This is a genomic window from Paenibacillus sp. A3M_27_13 (assembly GCF_024213315.1).
In the GTDB taxonomy this organism is placed as follows: Bacteria; Bacillota; Bacilli; order Paenibacillales; family Paenibacillaceae; genus Paenibacillus; species Paenibacillus polymyxa_B.
On the sequence record NZ_JANAVE010000002.1, the window covers coordinates 1,204,387 to 1,222,121 of the forward strand.

Genomic DNA, 17,735 nt, shown 5'->3' on the forward strand with positions numbered 1-17,735 from the left:
GTACACTTTGATTTCCGCGCTTTACCTCATTACCGTTGCAGTGCAGATAATCTCATGAGGCATTGTTTCGTCAGGATGACGGGTTCTTTGGGCAGTTTGTCCAAATGAAAGTCATCGATTAAATCCATAGCCTTCACAGGCTCAGGTGAATCCAGCAGCCCGGAAAAATAGGCGAGCCAGCCAATGACTGCTTCCGGTGTGATACCTTGTCGGCGCATAGCTCGGAGTGCTACGCCACCATGTCGTTTGGCCAGCCTTCGCCCATCAGGGCCCAGGACAAGGGGAACGTGTGCGAAACGTGGCGACTGCAACCCCAAAGCTTGGTACAGCAATAGCTGACGGGGAGTCGAATCGAGAAGATCATACCCACGTAGTACGTCGGTCATATACATATCTGCATCATCGACAACGACAGCCAGCTGATAGGAAAACATGCCGTCCGCCCGTTTGACGATAAAATCGCCGCCCTCTGCCGCACCGAAGGTCACATGGCCTGCTACCTGATCATGAAACGAAATAACGGCATCTGGATTTTGCGGTACTTTAAAGCGAAGTGAAGGGAGTTTATGTTGTGCTTTGGCTACGACATCTTGAGAGCTAAGGTTACGACATGCACCTGAATATGCGGGTCCTTCACCAGACAGTCCATGTGGAGCATGGGCGGCAGCCACAATGTCGGCCCGACTACAAAAACAAGGATACAGCAAATCTTGCTCCTGTAGTATCTCCAATGCAGATTGGAAGCGTTCCAGCCGCTGGCTTTGAGTGTAGGGACCGTAGGGACCGCCTACGTCGGGTCCTTCGTCCCATTCCAGCCCGATCCAGCGCAAATCTTCCATAATCCCTTGCGCCAACTGGCTGCGAGCTCGCGTCATATCGATATCTTCCATGCGCAAAATATAGGTTCCACCCAGGGAACGAACGTGCAGCCAGGATAATAAGGCGGTACGAGCGTTTCCTAAGTGTATCCATCCCGATGGCGTTGGGGCAAATCGCCCTCTGATGGGTTGGGCCTGTAATTCCATACGAAAGTGACCTCGATTCTATATTCCGTCCTTCAGCAATCCATATCAACCATATTATAAAACGAACTTGCCGCGAGTGCATCTCGACAGGGTATAGGAGCTAACACAGAAAACTTACATAGCTGCGATGGCCAGACGGGAAATTTAAATATCTGTATAATAGATTTAGAAGAATTATGCACGACAGATCAAAGAGAAGTCCCAGAGTGCAGCTTAACATTTTTTATTCAATATTCAATAATTACAGGTAATGAAAAATTCACAATAATAAAGGAATTAAAACTTAGATTCTACGCATCAAGCGTATCATTGGAGAGATTTCATTGACAGATAAACAACTGCCTATTATGCAAGTGATCCCCGAGCTTAAACATACACTGCAATCCCATTCGGCGGCGGTACTGATTGCACAGCCGGGAGCGGGGAAAACGACGGTAACACCGCTGGAGCTGCTGCATGAGCCGTGGCTGGCAGGGCAAAAGATGATTATGCTGGAGCCGAGGCGTTTGGCAGCACGTGCAGCAGCAGCGCAAATGGCGAAAGCGCTGGGAGAGCCCACCGGGAAGACCGTGGGTTATCGGGTTCGTATGGATACAAAAGTAGGACCAAACACGCGGATTGAAGTGGTTACGGAGGGCGTACTGACCCGGATGCTGCAACATGATCAGGCATTGGAGGGAGTCGGGCTGATTATGTTTGATGAGTTTCATGAACGCAGCCTGCATGCAGACTTGGGATTGGCACTTGCCCTGCAAAGCCAGGCGCTGTTGCGACCGGATTTGAAGATATTGATCATGTCTGCCACCCTGGAGGCAGAGCCTGTATGCAGACTATTAGGGGATGCGCCATTGCTGGAATGTCCAGGCACCGTATTTCCAGTAGAAACCTTTCATATGTCCAAACCTTCATCAATCTCATTAGAGTCTTTTACGGCTGAGACGGTAGATAAGGCGCTTGATGTTCATGAAGGCGATCTGTTGGTGTTTTTACCAGGGGCTAGAGAAATTCATAGAACGGAACGAGAATTGGCTTCAAAGCATTTACCAGCACACGTCAAGGTAATTCCGCTGTACGGCAGCATGAAGCTGGAGCAGCAGGATGAGGCAATACGTTCATCGGCTTTGGGCAGTCGAAAAGTGGTATTGGCCACATCGATTGCCGAGTCCAGTTTGACCATCGCCGGGATTACGGTGGTGATCGATAGCGGACTGTCGCGGGAATCGGTGTTTTCCGCGCGAACCGGTATGAGCCGTTTGACCACCGTCAAGGTGTCCAAGGCCTCCGCCGACCAGCGGCGCGGACGGGCGGGCCGTCTCCAGCCGGGCGTATGCTACCGGCTGTGGAGCGCACAGGAGCATGCCGCGCTCCCCGATGCCAGTCGCCCGGAAATCGCCGCGGCGGATCTGGCCCCGCTCGCGCTGGAGCTGGCGGCCTGGGGCGTGCGCGAGCCCGCCGAGCTGGCCTGGCTGGATGCCCCGCCTGAGGCCGCGTACCGCCAGGCCACAGGTCTGCTGCACCAGCTCGGCTGCCTGGATGAAGCAGCCGACGGCACTACAGGCGGCATCACCGCGCATGGGCGCGAGGTGTCCGCCCTAGGCACGCACCCGCGCCTTGGGCACATGCTGTTGCGCGCAGCCACCCTTAGCCTGGCCCCGACTGCCAGCCGTCTGGCTGCGCTGCTGCAAGAGCGGGACCCGTTCCGCGCACATGGCGGAACGGATTTGCGCCCGCGGCTGGATGCCCTGCGCGAGGCGGCCCATGCCCGCAGTACGCACAGCCTGCTGCGGGCAGCAGACGATACGGTGATTCGCCGTATCGTGCAAGAGAGCCGGCAGCTGCTAGCCACGCTGCCGACAGCAGCCGCAGCGCAGGACGAGCCTGACGGCTCCGCGGCTTGCGGGCTGCTGTTGGCCTTTGCGTATCCGGATCGGATCGCGCAGGGCCGGGGGGATGGCCGCTTTTTGCTTAGCGGCGGCCGGGGCGCGCGACTCCGACAAGTGGAGTGGATGTCGCGTTCGTCCTATCTCGTCGCCGCCGAAGTGGACGACGAGGGAGCAGATGGCGCCATTCAGTTGGCGGCACCGGTTGAACTGCAAGAGCTGGTCGAGCGTTGCAGTGAAATGCTGTTGGAACAAGCTAACGTATACTGGGATAGCTCCGCCTCAGCAGTGAGAGCCCGTAAGGTACTGCGGCTGGGCTCACTCGTCTTAAAGGAAACGTCCTATGAGCGACCTCCGGCAGAGGAAGTAGCTGCTGCCTTGATGCAGGGTGTCCGTGAACGAGGTCTGAAGCTGCTGTCATGGAATCGGCAAACCCTCCAGTTGCAGGCTCGTTTGATTTTTATGCACTTCTCGGCGCCTGAAGACTGGCCAGACTGCACGGAATCGGCATTGCTGGATTCATTGGAATCGTGGCTGTTGCCTTTTGCTCTAGGAGCCAAAAATGTATCCGATTTGCAACGGCTGGACAGTGCTGCATTGCTGCTTGGCAGGCTGGATTGGGAACAGCGGCAGCAGCTTGATCAGGAAGCGCCGACGCATATCCGCGTACCCAGCGGTTCCCGCATTCCTGTCGATTATTCGAATCCTGAGGCACCAGCGCTGGCCGTACGACTACAAGAGTTGTTCGGTATGAGGGATACGCCTCGTATTGGACGCGGACGCGTACCCATTGTATTGCATTTACTGTCACCTGCCCAGCGACCTGTCCAAGTGACTTCCGACTTGTCCAGCTTCTGGAGCGAGGCTTACTTTGAAGTCAAAAAGGACCTGAAGGGCAGATATCCCAAGCATTATTGGCCGGATGATCCACTGGAAGCTGTGGCGACCAACAGAGCAAAGCCAAAGCGTTAAATAGAAGCTGTTTTATGCTAATCGACTTTTTGAATTTTCGTAAAATCGTTTAAACGTCATAATGGTGGGGTAATGAAAGACGAACCACTCAACACCAAAATATTGGGAGGTAACTATTATGGCTAATAACTTAAACGATTATAATGAAAAGAAAATTGTTGGTGTTTTTGATACAGAGCAGGAAGCATCTCGTGCGATAGGACAATTGCAGAGCAAAGGAATCCCAAGCAGTGAAATTTCTGTGATCACCCGTGACCGTGACGAGCTAAGGACGATTAGTGAAGAGACAGGCACCAAAGCACCGGAGGGTGTAGCGACAGGGGCGGCTACCGGCGGTATTGTGGGCGGCGTTGCTGGCTTGCTGGCAGGCATCGGGGCCTTGGCTATTCCGGGTATCGGACCGATCCTTGCTGCTGGACCTATCGCGGCTACTCTTACCGGAGCAGCTGTCGGAGCGGGAGCAGGTGGCTTGGTCGGTGGACTGGTCGGGCTAGGCATTCCAGAAGATGATGCACGTCAATACGAGACATACGTCGATCAGGGCAAGATTTTAGTGCTGGTGGATTCTGCTGACCATCACAGGGATGTTTATGATATTTTCCGCACCAACCGTTCGCTGAATGCGGATCGTTACAGAACGTATGATGATACGGTGGCGGATACGCGGACAGATGCGTACACAGATACTAGAAGGAACCTGTAAACAACTAACGGCTAGTTGAGAACGTGATTTAACAGGCTTTCCTATCTCCTTTGTATATAGGTTGTTTCTACAGCAGCAGTCTCCCCGAGAGGGAAGACTGCTGCTTTTACATGTTAGTGAAACATAGAATAAACCTGAGATAAATGATGCTTTGCTTGCTGTTGGCACGTTTATCCTTCTATATATTTTTACAGAATTGTCGTTATAATAGATTTGAGGATTTTGAAAAATCATGGATTTATAAATTGCTAGATGTAACAGGAGAGTGACATGAGTCAAAAAGAGAGAATTTCCGAAGTCGCTTTGCTAAGAGGGTTGGCTTTTGCCGCCGTTGTTCTTCAGCATTCCGTCGCACATTATGCGGTTGCGCAGGGGGCGCGCATCCAGGACGGGGTTTTGATGACACTTTTACTGCTGTGTTCCAAATTTGCAGTTCCGGTGTTTGTGTTTATCACGGGCATGGTGCTATTTTACAATTATGATGGGGTCTTAAAGTACGGAACGTTTTTACGTAAAAGATTCATGGACATCATTGTTCCGTATATCATATGGTCTCTTTTATACGAATTGGGAAATCAGCTTGCCCAAAGTGGTGGATATATTCACCCGCTGGATTTTTTCCAGAAGCTATTGAACGGGAAAAGCAGCTATCATCTATGGTACATCGTTATGATTATCCAATGTTATGTGTTATTTCCCGTGTTTCGTTATGCGGTCCGTCATTTGTCTGCGCTACTGCCGTCAAAATGGCGACCCGCTGCATTGGCTGGATTCGGCGTGCTATATATTTTGCTCATGTTCGCCGTTGGACCCGTATACCAAGCGATGGATAAGCTCCAGCTTCCGGTCATTACCTCTTGGTTTACCCTGTACGCTGACCGGAATGTGATCTACTTTTTCTTTTATTTTGTGTTAGGAGCGGCAGCCGGGATGAACGTCAAGCGTTGGAATGCTTGGGTAACCAAAGCACAGATGATATACTGGCCGTTGTTTATCGTGATTACAGGCTACTTACTGTACGAGATGATCGGTCAGTTCCAGACGCCGCGAGGTACAGTTCTTTCCTTTAACTATTTGTCTTTGCTGCGTCCGGTCATGGCTGTATATTGCGTCGCGTCTATTTTTGTAGCTTATCGGGTAGCGACGTGGATTGCTCATAAGGGGGGACGTGCGGCGAGTATGCTGACGGCCATCGGAACGTTGTCCTATGGAGCGTATCTCATGCATGCCTTTATGCTGCGTGTGACCTATTATTTTGACGAGACGTTTTTTGCAGACTGGAGCCACGTTCTTCGTACGCTGGCTTCGTTCGTTCTCTGTATGATCTTTTCCGTTGCCGGAACATGGCTACTGGCACGCTTGCCTCTGGGCAAATGGATCGTGGGGCTTCGGGTTCGTCCTCGCCCGACTGGAGGTCCGCCAGCCTTACAAAAGCAAGCCTGATTTGATAACCCAATCATATATGTTCACAAGAGTATCCCAAAGCCAAGAAATAAGGCAATGGGATACTTTTCTATCTACATTTGTTTAATAGTATGCATACTGATAGACTGGATGTTCCTTTACCAGTAAGGTGAAGGAACATCCATATGGGAGGGTCGCAAAATGAGTGGTCCAGATACAAGAAGCGTTTTTCCGATGAAAAATATTAGAAGTCTGTGTTTTTTGAACAATGTAGTGGTTAATCCATATATCGAAATCGGGGATTATACCTACTATGACGATGATGATAACCCTTTGGATTTTGAGAAAAATGTCCTTTATCATTTTGATTTTATAGGGGACAAATTAAAGATTGGTAAGTTTTGTGCGATTGCAGCCAAAGCCAAATTTATTATGAATGGTGCTAATCATAATACAAATGCATTTACGACTTTTCCTTTTGGAGCGTTTGGCGGAGATTGGGAAGTTGGTTTACCCAATTTAAGTGGGGGCTACAAAGGGGACACTGTGGTTGGAAATGATGTTTGGATTGGTTACAACGCTACCATTATGCCCGGAGTTCAAATTGGTGATGGCGCGATCATTGCGTCAAACGCCGTGGTGACTAAAGATGTTCGGCCATATTCCATTGTAGGAGGAAATCCTGCGAAGTTAATTCGTTATCGGTTTGATGAGGAAACTATAGCTATGCTACAAACCCTGAAATGGTGGGACTGGGACAACCAAAAAATAACAGAATATATTCCTGTTTTGACAAGTAACGATACGGAGGCCTTAAAACAATTAATCCAGTCTTCGTAATCTGTAACTCTATTTTTTTAGCTTTAGTTATATTATTTCAACATATGAAAAATTCATAATAGCAAAAACAATAAAATCATTTCTCAGCGCTTCGCACACTACTCTATATCGCCTCATTCTATATCTCTCGCCATCTTAAAACAGGTCACAAGAGATGAAGGGTTCTCATACGCTCTCATATCATCAAAGGAAATAGTGTATGGACGCAGAGTGGTTTATAATGGAAGATAAGGTGCACGAATAAGGTGTGGAGGAGGCTGTGAAATGGCGTTTATGATATCCCAGCGGGCTTTTATCAAAATTTATCTGATCACAATGGTGGAGAGGCATCGCGGTTATGGATATCAGATGCTCGAATCGATGAAAGATGAATTTAGTGGCTTTGGGTATGTTCCGCCTCAGAGCGAGGTTTACCGGGCGCTGCATGAGCTGGTACAGGAAGGTGTTTTTTACCGTACCAAGCGATTGAAAGGAACAGACCCGCGCGTGGATTTTCAGGAGATTGTACTCTATCACTTTACAGATGATGGGGAGGAGAAAGCACGATTGTACAAGAAGCAGGTCAAAGCCGATTTGGACCGTTGCTTAGGTATGCTGCATAAAGCGGAACAAGACAACTATTCCTAACCACGAAAGGATGAGAATGATGGGTAGAAAGCTGAAATGGGGAATTTTAGGCACTGCGGAGATCGCCCAAATCGCTGTAATTCCGGCAATTCAGCAATCCGAACGCGGAGAAGTGCTTGGGATTGCTAGTCGTAATGCGGATAAAGCCGCTGAGGCCGCCCGGGAGTTCGATATTCCGAAAAGTTATGGAAGCTATGATGACCTGTTGGCTGATCCCGAAATCGGAGCGGTGTACATTCCGTTGCCGAACCATCTGCATGAAGAGTGGACCATTCGGGCAGCGGAGGCTGGGAAGCACGTTTTGTGTGAAAAACCATCTTCTCTTAGCTCGGCCGGGACAAGCCGCATGATTGAAGCATGTCAACGTGCAGGAGTGATCTTTGCAGAGGCTTTTATGTATCGCTATCATCCCAAACATCGAAGAATTAAGGAAATTATCAATAGTGGGGAAATTGGTGACATTCGCGGCATCCATTGCACGTTTACGTTTAACAATACCGATCAGGCAGATAATGTGCGCTTTAATAAAAACATGGGCGGCGGCTCGCTATATGATGTGGGCGTCTATCCGATATCAGCCGCTCGTATGTATTTGGATCGGGAACCGGAGGCAGTGACGGTACATGCCTTATTTTCCCCGGAGCATGACAACGTCGATATGATGGCTTCCGGTTTGCTGGAATTTCCGGGTGGAGTCAACCTTACTTTCGATTGTGGCATGTGGGCAGCCAACCGTTCCAACATGGAAATTCTCGGTAGCAAGGGTACGATTGCGATGCCCAAAATGTTCGGTTGGGAAAGAACGTCTGTTGTACCGCAAATTTTCGTCCACGTCGGTTCGGTCACGCGTGAGGAACGTCTGAAAGGTTTTAATTCCTTTGAACTGCAAGCGGATGCTTTTGCTAAAGCGGTGCTTGACGGTGTCCCGTTGCCGTATGAGCCAGAAGATGCGGTGAGCAATATGAAGGTAATCGATGCTTGTATTGAGTCAGCTCGCAGTCGGAAACGGATAGAAATTGGATAACGGGATCACTGTATTCCCGTAAAGACATAAAAAGCAGCCTGTCCAAAGGACAAGCTGCTTTTTTAGATGAACGAATACATAAGCATATAGCATTACATATTTTCATCATAATCAGTGACATCACGCTTGGCGGCAGTTGCAGGCGAGTTCGATGTACCGTATTTCTCCACGGCGTCCCATGCGCCCGCATCGTCAAATCGTCCTGCATTCCGTTGGCGAACCTCACCTGCACCCTTGGGCGGCGGAGTCATGACCTGTTCCTCTACAGGACGGTCATTCGATAATTCTCGAGTTGGCGTGTGCTCGACTGTATAGGCTGTATATGGAATGGCTTGCAACCGTTCAAAAGGAATTTCTTCCCCGCTCTCCACACATATTCCGTACGTCCCATCCTTCATCCGTTGAAGGGCTGCATTGACTTGCTCCAGCTCGTCTTGCAGCGAATCATTAATCGCCAGATCACGGGACCGTTCAAAGGTTTCTGTCCCTATATCAGCGGGGTGGTTGTCATAGGACGAGAGCTCACCTGTGGAATCTGTCAGTGTTTCTCCCAATTGAGCGTTTTCCTGACCGTTTTGTTCAAAATGCTTTTCTAAATCCTTTTTCTGCTCCAGCAACATATGTTTCAGCTCTGCAAGCTGCGAATCGTTCAAATGGTTCATAATCATCTCTCCCCTTCGTGGTCTGTATAAGTGACACGTATGCTCTTTTATACCCGTTCATAGGGCCGGGCAATCAGCAGAGACTTTTATTCCCAGCCTAGAATGTGATATAAAAAGAATAGTGTGTTAAGGAGGGAATAACCGATGGATGAACATATGAAGCGTCGTCTGGATAAACAAAAGCAGTTGTTTAAACAACTGGGCATTCAGCTGGACGCGCTCTCCATTCATGAGAAACAGTTTAAGAATAAAATGCGCGGCTATGATCCGGACGAGGTGGATGCCTTTCTGGATGAAGTGATCAAGGATTATGAACGCTTTTATGCGAATATAGCCGACCTGATGGACAAGTGGCAGGAGCAGCAGGCAACCATACGTGATTTGAAAAATGCACCCAAGCCTGCGGCCGACCTTAATGGACTGGACCGTCGTCAACTGGAGGATATCGTTAAGCAGTTGGAATATAGTGTACGCCAATTAAAAGTGCGAGTACGTCCTGAAAATGACTATTTTCCGGAGTAAGGTGCAGTAAGCACTGTGTTGGTGCCTCTATTGTGGTATGATGGAAACAAGCATTTTTCCAAACATTTAATGAGGCACACACATAAAGGTGGTTAACATGAGTACCCATTTTTCCGTTAGTATCCATTGTCTGCTTCTTCTGGCTGAAGGGGCACCGGAGCGAATGACATCGTCACTTATTGCTTCCAGCATCAATACAAACCCAGTAGTTGTGAGAAGGATTATGAGCCGACTCAAGCAAGCGGGTTTGGTGGATTCGTCGCCTGGAGCACGCGGCTTTCGTCTAAGCATGTCCAGTTCAAACATCAATCTGAAAATGATCTATGAGGCGACCAAGGATGAAGGTCCGTTGTTCGCCATCCATACCGACAGCAATCATAATTGTGAGGTAGGCAGGAACATAGACGCATTATTGGATGGTTTATATACCGTGGCAGAGCAGAAAATACAGGCGTTTTTCGAGACCGTTACGCTGCGAGATCTGGAGCAGGCACTTCAGCAGCGCGTGGGGCAACAAAGTTCATCCGTGTAAAGACGCTGGTAAGGAGAATTTATATGAAAATCATCGTACTTTCAGACACTCATATGCCGCATAGAAGCAAAGCGTTGCCTAGTCGGCTTGTACAGGAGTTAAAAGGCAGTGACCTCATTCTCCATGCCGGAGACTGGACGGATTGGTTCGTATATGAATGTCTAGCTGAATTTGCGCCTGTGCAAGGCATTGCCGGAAACAATGATGGAATGGACATCGTGGAGCGTTTAGGCTATCAGCGAATCGTTGAAGTTGAAGGCAAGCGGATCGGTATGGTTCACGGTCACGGCTGGCGAGGAACGACAGAAAATATCGCATTGAATACGTTTAAGGGAGAAACGCTGGATTGCCTGATTTATGGACATTCGCATATTCCGGTGGTCAAAACGATTGACGGTCAGCTTGTCCTTAATCCAGGGTCTCCGACGGACAAACGTGGCGAAGACGAATATTCATTTATCGTGCTGACGATTGAAGCTGGTCAGATGGAAGCACAGCTTGTTCTTTATCCAGATAAACATTGATTTAAAACCAACAACTGTTGATTAAAGGGGAAGCTATGGCCATTTTTGAATTAGAACCGATGAAGCATCATGTGTTGATCTGCAATGGAGGCACATGTATGCGACATGAGGGTGAAGAAGTTACACAGGCAATTCGGGATGAAATTCGTAAACAAAATGCAGAAGCATATATTCACACGACCAGAACTCGCTGTAATGGGCGTTGTCATGATGCTGCGGTTGTGATCGTATATCCTCAAGGGGACTGGTATGGTCAAATGACCCCCGACTCGGGGACTCAACTGGTGCAGAAGCTCGTAACGGGAGAGAAGCTGGAACCTCATCTTTTTCATGAGTGTACAGGTAAATCCAGCTCGGAATAATCCAATCAACCATCTATAAGAACATGAGTAGAGAAAATCTTTGCGGAGATTTTCTCTTTTTTGCGTTTAATCCTCGATGTGAAAGGTAAAAGTATACTGTGAACACCAATCCGATAGGGAGGGAAGTAAAATGGCCCCATTTGAAGATAACCTGCACGATCAGAATGAGCAGAAAGGACAGACGGGGAAAGGAACAACGGAGTCTAAACATCAGGAACAGTCGATCAATCGAGATCATGCAGAGCAGTATCCGACAGAGCAGGAAAGCTTGTTTGACCGTTTTGAGATTGAGCAGACGGTAGACGCCATTCCCGTAGAGGATTTGAAGATGGAAAGGCAGGAGGAGAGAGACAAGGATGCAACCAAGCACACCTCTTCCAGTGAGAAAAAATATAATGGTGGCGTATAATCATCAACTAACTGGTAATATTTAAAAAGAAATCTCTTGACTTTAAGATATATGTAATGTATATTAAGTTACGAAAAGTAATTAATTTTTCTCAGGAGGTAACAAAATGGCTAAAGACTTCTTCACAGCTCTGAAAGACAGACGCTCCTATTATGGTATTAGCAAAGAACAAGTCATTTCTGACCAACGGATTCAAGAGATTGTAGAGGAAGCTGTCAAGTACACACCTACCTCTTTCAACTCCCAAACTTCACGCGCTGTAGTGCTGCTTGGAGAGCATCATGACAAACTATGGAATATTACAGAAGATATTTTGCGTGAGGTTGTAGGCAATGAGGAGCAATTCAAGTCTACTGCCGAGAAAATGAACGGTTTCCGCAGCGGATACGGAACAGTCTTGTTCTTTGAAGACAATAACGTGGTAGCTGGTCTGCAGCAACAATTTGAAGCCTATGCGGACAATTTTCCGATCTGGTCCAACCAATCTAATGGTATGCTGCAATTGGTTGTATGGACGGCTCTGGAGCAAGAAGGACTGGGCGCATCCCTTCAGCATTACAACCCATTAATTGATGAAAAAGTGAAAAACGAATGGAACATTCCTGAGCATTGGAAACTGATTGCTGAAATGCCATTTGGTAAACCGACATTCCAACCAGGTGAAAAAGAATTCCAGCCTGTTGAGGAACGCGTAAAAACATTTAAATAATGTTCACGATAAAATGACGTTTCAGGTTCAGCCTGATTAGAGCACTGTGGTTATCTACAGTGCTCTTTGTCATTCCATTTTTAAGGCATGTAAGCTTTTGATATATACGGACACAGGGGTTAATTCATCCGTTAGTGGGTGATATTATGTTTAAAATTGGATGAGAAGTTTACATAGATGTTATTGCGATTTTATGCAGATGTCTAGGATAACGCGCATTCAAAGGAGGAAAAGTTATGAACTATGATTGCATTATTGTTGGTGGGGGAATTGCCGGATTGCAAGCAGCGATTCAATTGGGGAGATACAGCAGTCATCGAGTTCTAGTGATAGATTCGGGCTATGGTCGATCTACGCTGTGCCACCAGTATCATAATATTTTGGGCTTTCCTGACGGAATTTCTGGTGAAGAGCTGCGACGGCTTGGACGTAGTGAAGCCACGAAACTAGGTACTGAATTTGTTGAAGGGAAGGCGGTAAAAGCCGCCAAAAGAGCTGAGCTTTTTGACATTCAAGTGGATGCAGGATCCGTCTATTCGTCAAAAACGCTGCTGTTGGCGACAGGGCTAACGGACCGTTTTCCAAAGCTGGATGGGTTACAAGCCTGCTTGGGCAACAGTGTATATGTGTGCCCGGATTGTGACGGTTATGAGGTTCAGGATCGCAGCACGGTCGTTATGGGGGCAGGCAAAGCAGGAGCTTCCATGGCTCTGATTTTATCAGCGCGCACCGATCAACTTGTTTATGTCAATCATGAGCGTTCAGAGGTACCGGACGAGCTGATCGTAAAGCTGCGGGAAAAAGGGATTGGCTATAAGGAAGCAGCCATATCAGAGATTATAACCGGAGAATGGGGCTGTTTTGAAGGAGTGCGGCTGGCTGATGGACATGTGGTTCGAGCAGAGCGGGGCTTTTTAGCCTTTGGCAGCAATCACGTTCATTCAGAGCTGGCGGAGCAACTGGGTGTACATCTGCTGCATAATAAGCATATTGAGACTCATCCTCGCAGCAAAATGACAAATGTGGAAAATGTATGGGTAGCCGGGGACTTAGGAGCTCATGCCGAGCAAGCGACTGTGGCGATGGGAGAAGGAGCTATGTCAGCGATTTGGATACACAAGGTATTAACTGGTATGAAAACAAAAGAACCGCAGCTCTGAGAGCTGCGGTTTAGAACGATGGGTGTGTACTCGTTGGGAGTTGAAGTTCGAAGCGTTTTAATTGATCGCTCATGCCGTACTTACGTAAAATTTCCGTCTGTTTGTTGCCGATAAGATCAAAATGCGGATAGGGCTGACGCTGATGAATATATTGGGGGTTCAATCCGTTATGGTTGCACCATAAGCGCAGCTTGTCCAAATCAGAACATCCCACCTTGGTGACGGTTGTAATGCCTGGAAAGCGATCATCCAGCCAGTAATGTGTCAGGAAAGCAATTTCACCACGACTGACCTCTCTTTTCCAGGCCGTAAGCTCCTGCCGGGTAATGCCAAATGCCATCGTTCTCATCCTTCCTTGGCTCATTCTGAAATCATGAGCTGCTGCGCGGTTGTTCCATTATTTTCGTACTATAGTTTGTATTATGATCCACATGGGGTAACACAATAACAGGAGACCCTGTGTGACGACCTCCTGTTAGCGGTTAAAGCCATCTCTCGGCCCAGCTCTCCACACCATTTAATGCATCACCTAGCTCTTTACCCTTGCGTGTCAGCGAATACTCGGTACGCACAGGCCGCTCTGTGATGACATTGCGAAGGATCAGGCCGGAAAGCTCTAGTTCCTTGATGCGTTCGTTCAGCATGCGTTTACTAAGATCAGGTATGGAGACGTGAATTTCACTAAATCGTTTGGGATGTTCCATCAAAGTATGAATGATGAGAGCGGTCCATTTTTTGCTGATGATCTGAAAGGACTGTTCCACCTTACCGCACAAAAGCTTAGGCTGCCTGTCGTCGCTCATCTGAATCCCCTCAATTTCATTGTTGTTTTAAACAGTATACTAAAAGTAACTCTGTATACCAATAGTAACTATAACGCTTTGTATCAACTGTGACATATTTAACAGTTTTTTCTCTTTCCTTTCGTCAATCATACCACAGAAAACGTTATCATTACAGGATATATCGAATGTTCACGATTTCGCTAAAATTTGATTGACTTGCCCCTTATTTTGGGTGTATTATGGGTTACGTTAATTCCTCAGGTAACTTTTAATAACCTCATCTTTATAATGGGAAGAAGGAATATTTCATGGATTCAATGACATTTGTCTTATTTGGAGCGACAGGGGATTTGGCGAAACGCAAAATTTACCCTGCCTTGTATAATTTGTTTGTAGAAGGTAAAATTCCGGCTTCCTTTTCTGTAATTGGGATGGGGCGTCGTGAAGTGGCGGACGAGCAATTTCAAAGTAATGTAGAGCAATCCATTAAGGATTTTTCCAGACACGTGAATGAAGACCGTGCACAGATGGATCAGTTCTTAAGTGCTTTCCGTTACAGCGCATTGAACGTCAACCACCCGGAAGATTATAAAAAGCTGCTGCAGCTTGCTGAGCAACGTGAAAATGACTTGGGAATTCCGGGGAACCGCATGTTTTACTTATCGGTGGCACCGGAATTTTTTGATGTTATTGCCCTCAATATTCGGGAGAGTGGTTTAGCTGAAACAAAGGGTTGGAAACGGCTCATTATCGAAAAACCATTTGGACATGATCTGGAATCCGCACGTGAGCTGAATGATCGCCTGAGCAGAACATTTGCTGAGGATGAGATTTATCGTATTGACCATTACTTAGGTAAGCCCATGGTACAAAACCTGGAAGCCTTAAAATTTGCTAATCCATTGCTTCAAGGGATATGGAACAATCAATACATCGCCAATGTGCAAATTACCGCATCCGAGACTGTAGGGGTGGAGGAGCGAGCAGGATACTATGATCATTCTGGCGCTATTCGTGATATGGTACAAAATCACATGCTACAGGTGTTGATGATGACGGCTATGAACAAGCCGGGACATGTCACGGCTGACCAGGTGCGTGATGAAAAAAGCAAGGTGATGGACGCGCTTCGTGCACTTGATCCTTCCGATATTGCTTCCAACGTGGTTAGAGGCCAATATACCAACGGTGAGATCAACGGAAAAGCAGTTCCTTCCTATAATGAAGAGCCGGACATCGGTCCTGATTCACAAAATGATACTTTCATTTCAGCTCGCCTATGGATTGACAACGAACAATGGTCGGGTGTACCTTTCTATATTCGTACTGGCAAACGCATGAAAGAAAAATCTACTCGTATCGTTGTGGAATTCAAAAAGGACAGCACAGATCCTTATGCCGCTCAAGGGCAACCGACTGACCCGAACTTGCTGATCATCCATGTTAACCCGGATGAAAAGGTAACGCTGCGTCTGAATAGCAGAGACCCGTTAAACGCTGGTCAACTGGAAACGGTTCTGATGAATTATCATTCCGAGGCCAAGGATGTACCAGAAGCCTATGAGCGCCTCATCTTTGATGCGCTGCGCGGCGATTCCACCTTTTTTGCTCATTGGAACGAAGTTGAGCTTTCATGGGTGTGGGTTCAACCTGTACTGGAAGCTTTTGCTCGTGGTGAGGTTCCACTTCATACGTATGCAGCAGGCTCTTACGGTCCAGAAGCTTCAGATCAATTGTTGGAAGAGCAAGGCTTTACATGGTGGCTGGACGAAAAGTCCGAAAGCACTGAAAAAGCAGTCGTTCGTTCTTAACATCAATAAGAAAGTATATACAAAATATGTTTGCTACGGCAGGAGGCCTTTACAATGCAAGTAGGATTAATTGGTTTGGGAAAAATGGGCTTAAATCTCGGGAAAAATTTGATCGATCATAAGCATGAACTTGTGGCTTACGACGTCAATGCAGCCGCCATCCAAGAAATAAAGGATTATGGAGCTACAGGTGCTTCCACATTGGAAGAGCTTGTACAGGCAACTCAATCCCCTAGAGTATTGTGGATTATGGTTCCTCACCAAATTGTGGATTCTGTGCTGGATCAGCTTCAACCGATGTTGTCCAAAGGAGACATCATTATTGAAGGTGGTAATTCTCATTACAAAGAGTCTATTGCTCGCCATGCCCGTCTTCAAGAATATGGTATCAGCTTCATGGATGCCGGAACCTCAGGCGGGATGGAAGGCGCACGCAATGGCGCTTGTTACATGATCGGTGGCGATCCGGAAGCTTGGGCGGTTGTTGAGCCTATTTTCCGCGACACAGCAGTGGAAAATGGATATCTGTATGCAGGTAAATCCGGAAGCGGACATTTTCTGAAAATGGTTCATAACGGTGTGGAATACGGCATGATGGCTTCCATCGGTGAAGGATTTGAAGTGCTGGAAAAAAGCAGCTTTGACTTTGATTATGAACAAGTAGCGCGTGTGTGGAACAACGGTTCTGTTATTCGCTCTTGGTTGATGGGCTTGACTGAACGGGCATTCTCCAAAGATGCAAACCTGGACGAAATCCGTGGGGTTATGCACTCTTCTGGTGAAGGAAAATGGACGGTTGAGGAAGCGCTGGACATTCAGGCTGCAACTCCAGTCATTGCTTTGTCCCTGCTGATGCGCTACCGTTCTCTTGATGCGGACACGTTCAACGGGAAAGTGGTTGCTGCGCTGCGCAATGAATTTGGCGGTCACGCGGTAGAAAAGAAGTAATAACGATATAAGCTAGTATCTATCCCCGTAGCTTCACAACTGCGGGGATATTGCTATATGTTTTGTCGTTTATTGGATTTTTGCAAAACCTGCATATGCATATTTTTCCTTGTATATCCGCACAATAGGTGAAAAAGGCGGAAGGATGAATAGCATATGTGCAAAAGGTTTTCGTTATCGGCTGATTTGGATGAGGTAAGGGATCATTTTGGTATACAACGGGTGATGTATTATTACAAAACGCGTTATAACATGAGTCCCACCCAGCATGTTCCAATTGTGCTGCATCAGGATGGAGAACGGGTACTTGATGAATTTCGCTGGGGATTTATTCCCTACTGGGGCAAGGATTGTGTCAATGCAGACTTGAATACGGTTCGGGTAAATCCGAGTTATCGCAAGATGGCGGAAACCCGACGCTGTATCATTCCATGCAATGGATTTTATTATTGGCGAAAATTAGGTAAACGCATGTGTGCTGTACGGGTGGTACTGCCGGAACAGAAGATGTTTGCGGTCGCGGGGCTATATGAAGTATGGCAGGATAGTCGTAAGGAGCCTTTACGCACCTGTACGATGATGACAGTTCATGCCAATACGGATATACGTGAATTCGATACTCGTATGCCGGCTATTTTGGAAGCTGATCATATAGATTCATGGTTGGACCCGTCTGTCCAGAACATAGATGAGCTGTTGCCTCTACTGCGCACGTATGAGCAAGGAGACATGAGTATCTATCCAGTGACCCCACTGGTGGCCAATGATGAACATGATAACCGTGAATGTATTCAGGAAATGGATTTGCAGTGGTCCTGGATTAAACCTTAAACGTA

At 47.4% G+C, this 17,735-nt stretch carries 20 protein-coding genes; 16 read left to right on the forward strand and 4 right to left on the reverse strand.

Annotation, left to right across the window (positions count from 1 at the left end):
• Window positions 1–29: 29 nt before the first annotated feature.
• Window positions 30–1,025, reverse strand: coding sequence for a tRNA glutamyl-Q(34) synthetase GluQRS (gene gluQRS / locus NLX82_RS12095; protein WP_075154090.1), 996 nt, complete (start codon window positions 1,023–1,025; stop codon window positions 30–32).
• Between the two features lie 323 nt (window positions 1,026–1,348).
• Here gluQRS and hrpB point away from each other — a divergent pair, with 323 nt between their 5' ends.
• From hrpB to NLX82_RS12125, 6 genes are all read left to right on the forward strand, one after another.
• A complete protein-coding gene (hrpB, locus tag NLX82_RS12100; RefSeq protein ID WP_254348146.1) occupies window positions 1,349–3,877 on the forward strand; it encodes an ATP-dependent helicase HrpB in 2,529 nt (842 codons plus the stop codon).
• Between the two features lie 118 nt (window positions 3,878–3,995).
• Window positions 3,996–4,580 carry a general stress protein gene (locus tag NLX82_RS12105; protein ID WP_028542417.1) on the forward strand — a complete coding sequence of 195 codons (585 nt, stop codon included), beginning with the start codon at window positions 3,996–3,998 and terminating at the stop codon, window positions 4,578–4,580.
• Window positions 4,581–4,850: 270 nt separating this feature from the next.
• Entirely contained in the window at window positions 4,851–6,023 is a 1,173-nt protein-coding gene (locus NLX82_RS12110; RefSeq protein WP_023988293.1) for an acyltransferase, read from the forward strand.
• A 162-nt stretch (window positions 6,024–6,185) separates the two neighbouring features.
• The gene (locus NLX82_RS12115) at window positions 6,186–6,824 is read left to right on the forward strand and encodes a CatB-related O-acetyltransferase (RefSeq protein ID WP_076264216.1); all 639 of its coding nucleotides are present in this window, start codon (window positions 6,186–6,188) and stop codon (window positions 6,822–6,824) included.
• A gap of 264 nt (window positions 6,825–7,088) precedes the next feature.
• Window positions 7,089–7,451, forward strand: coding sequence for a replication termination protein (locus tag NLX82_RS12120; protein WP_013310011.1), 363 nt, complete (start codon window positions 7,089–7,091; stop codon window positions 7,449–7,451).
• 19 nt (window positions 7,452–7,470) lie between these two features.
• On the forward strand, window positions 7,471–8,475 hold the full coding sequence (locus NLX82_RS12125; protein WP_023988295.1) for a Gfo/Idh/MocA family protein: 1,005 nt from the start codon (window positions 7,471–7,473) through the stop codon (window positions 8,473–8,475).
• 92 nt (window positions 8,476–8,567) lie between these two features.
• Here NLX82_RS12125 and NLX82_RS12130 read toward each other — a convergent pair whose 3' ends face one another.
• Window positions 8,568–9,137 carry a TraR/DksA C4-type zinc finger protein gene (locus NLX82_RS12130; protein ID WP_023988296.1) on the reverse strand — a complete coding sequence of 190 codons (570 nt, stop codon included), beginning with the start codon at window positions 9,135–9,137 and terminating at the stop codon, window positions 8,568–8,570.
• Between the two features lie 144 nt (window positions 9,138–9,281).
• On the opposite strand from NLX82_RS12130, the gene NLX82_RS12135 reads away from it, so the two are divergent.
• The 7 genes from NLX82_RS12135 (at window position 9,282) to NLX82_RS12165 (ending at window position 13,355) form a co-directional block, all read left to right on the forward strand.
• Entirely contained in the window at window positions 9,282–9,659 is a 378-nt protein-coding gene (locus NLX82_RS12135; RefSeq protein ID WP_023988297.1) for a DivIVA domain-containing protein, read from the forward strand.
• Window positions 9,660–9,756: 97 nt separating this feature from the next.
• Entirely contained in the window at window positions 9,757–10,191 is a 435-nt protein-coding gene (locus NLX82_RS12140) for an Rrf2 family transcriptional regulator (RefSeq protein WP_013310015.1), read from the forward strand.
• 23 nt (window positions 10,192–10,214) lie between these two features.
• Complete coding sequence (locus tag NLX82_RS12145; RefSeq protein WP_023988298.1) at window positions 10,215–10,715, forward strand: metallophosphoesterase family protein; 501 nt, start codon at window positions 10,215–10,217, stop codon at window positions 10,713–10,715.
• A 35-nt stretch (window positions 10,716–10,750) separates the two neighbouring features.
• A complete protein-coding gene (locus NLX82_RS12150; RefSeq protein ID WP_023988299.1) occupies window positions 10,751–11,077 on the forward strand; it encodes a (2Fe-2S) ferredoxin domain-containing protein in 327 nt (108 codons plus the stop codon).
• Between the two features lie 130 nt (window positions 11,078–11,207).
• Complete coding sequence (locus NLX82_RS12155; RefSeq protein WP_013310018.1) at window positions 11,208–11,486, forward strand: hypothetical protein; 279 nt, start codon at window positions 11,208–11,210, stop codon at window positions 11,484–11,486.
• 106 nt (window positions 11,487–11,592) lie between these two features.
• Window positions 11,593–12,195: a nitroreductase family protein gene (locus NLX82_RS12160; RefSeq protein WP_025722870.1), complete on the forward strand. Its 603-nt coding sequence runs from the start codon at window positions 11,593–11,595 to the stop codon at window positions 12,193–12,195.
• A gap of 236 nt (window positions 12,196–12,431) precedes the next feature.
• Window positions 12,432–13,355 (forward strand): NAD(P)/FAD-dependent oxidoreductase, encoded by a 924-nt coding sequence (locus NLX82_RS12165; RefSeq protein WP_068940725.1) that lies wholly within the window; start codon window positions 12,432–12,434, stop codon window positions 13,353–13,355.
• Between the two features lie 10 nt (window positions 13,356–13,365).
• Here NLX82_RS12165 and NLX82_RS12170 read toward each other — a convergent pair whose 3' ends face one another.
• Complete coding sequence (locus NLX82_RS12170) at window positions 13,366–13,695, reverse strand: hypothetical protein (RefSeq protein WP_068940726.1); 330 nt, start codon at window positions 13,693–13,695, stop codon at window positions 13,366–13,368.
• A 142-nt stretch (window positions 13,696–13,837) separates the two neighbouring features.
• Entirely contained in the window at window positions 13,838–14,158 is a 321-nt protein-coding gene (locus NLX82_RS12175) for a winged helix-turn-helix transcriptional regulator (protein ID WP_007430161.1), read from the reverse strand.
• Window positions 14,159–14,448: 290 nt separating this feature from the next.
• On the opposite strand from NLX82_RS12175, the gene zwf reads away from it, so the two are divergent.
• From zwf to NLX82_RS12190, 3 genes are all read left to right on the forward strand, one after another.
• Window positions 14,449–15,951, forward strand: coding sequence for a glucose-6-phosphate dehydrogenase (zwf, locus tag NLX82_RS12180; protein ID WP_023988303.1), 1,503 nt, complete (start codon window positions 14,449–14,451; stop codon window positions 15,949–15,951).
• Window positions 15,952–16,005: 54 nt separating this feature from the next.
• Entirely contained in the window at window positions 16,006–16,899 is an 894-nt protein-coding gene (gnd, locus tag NLX82_RS12185) for a phosphogluconate dehydrogenase (NAD(+)-dependent, decarboxylating) (protein WP_023988304.1), read from the forward strand.
• Window positions 16,900–17,055: 156 nt separating this feature from the next.
• Window positions 17,056–17,730, forward strand: coding sequence for an SOS response-associated peptidase (locus tag NLX82_RS12190; protein WP_023988305.1), 675 nt, complete (start codon window positions 17,056–17,058; stop codon window positions 17,728–17,730).
• Window positions 17,731–17,735: the final 5 nt, after the last annotated feature.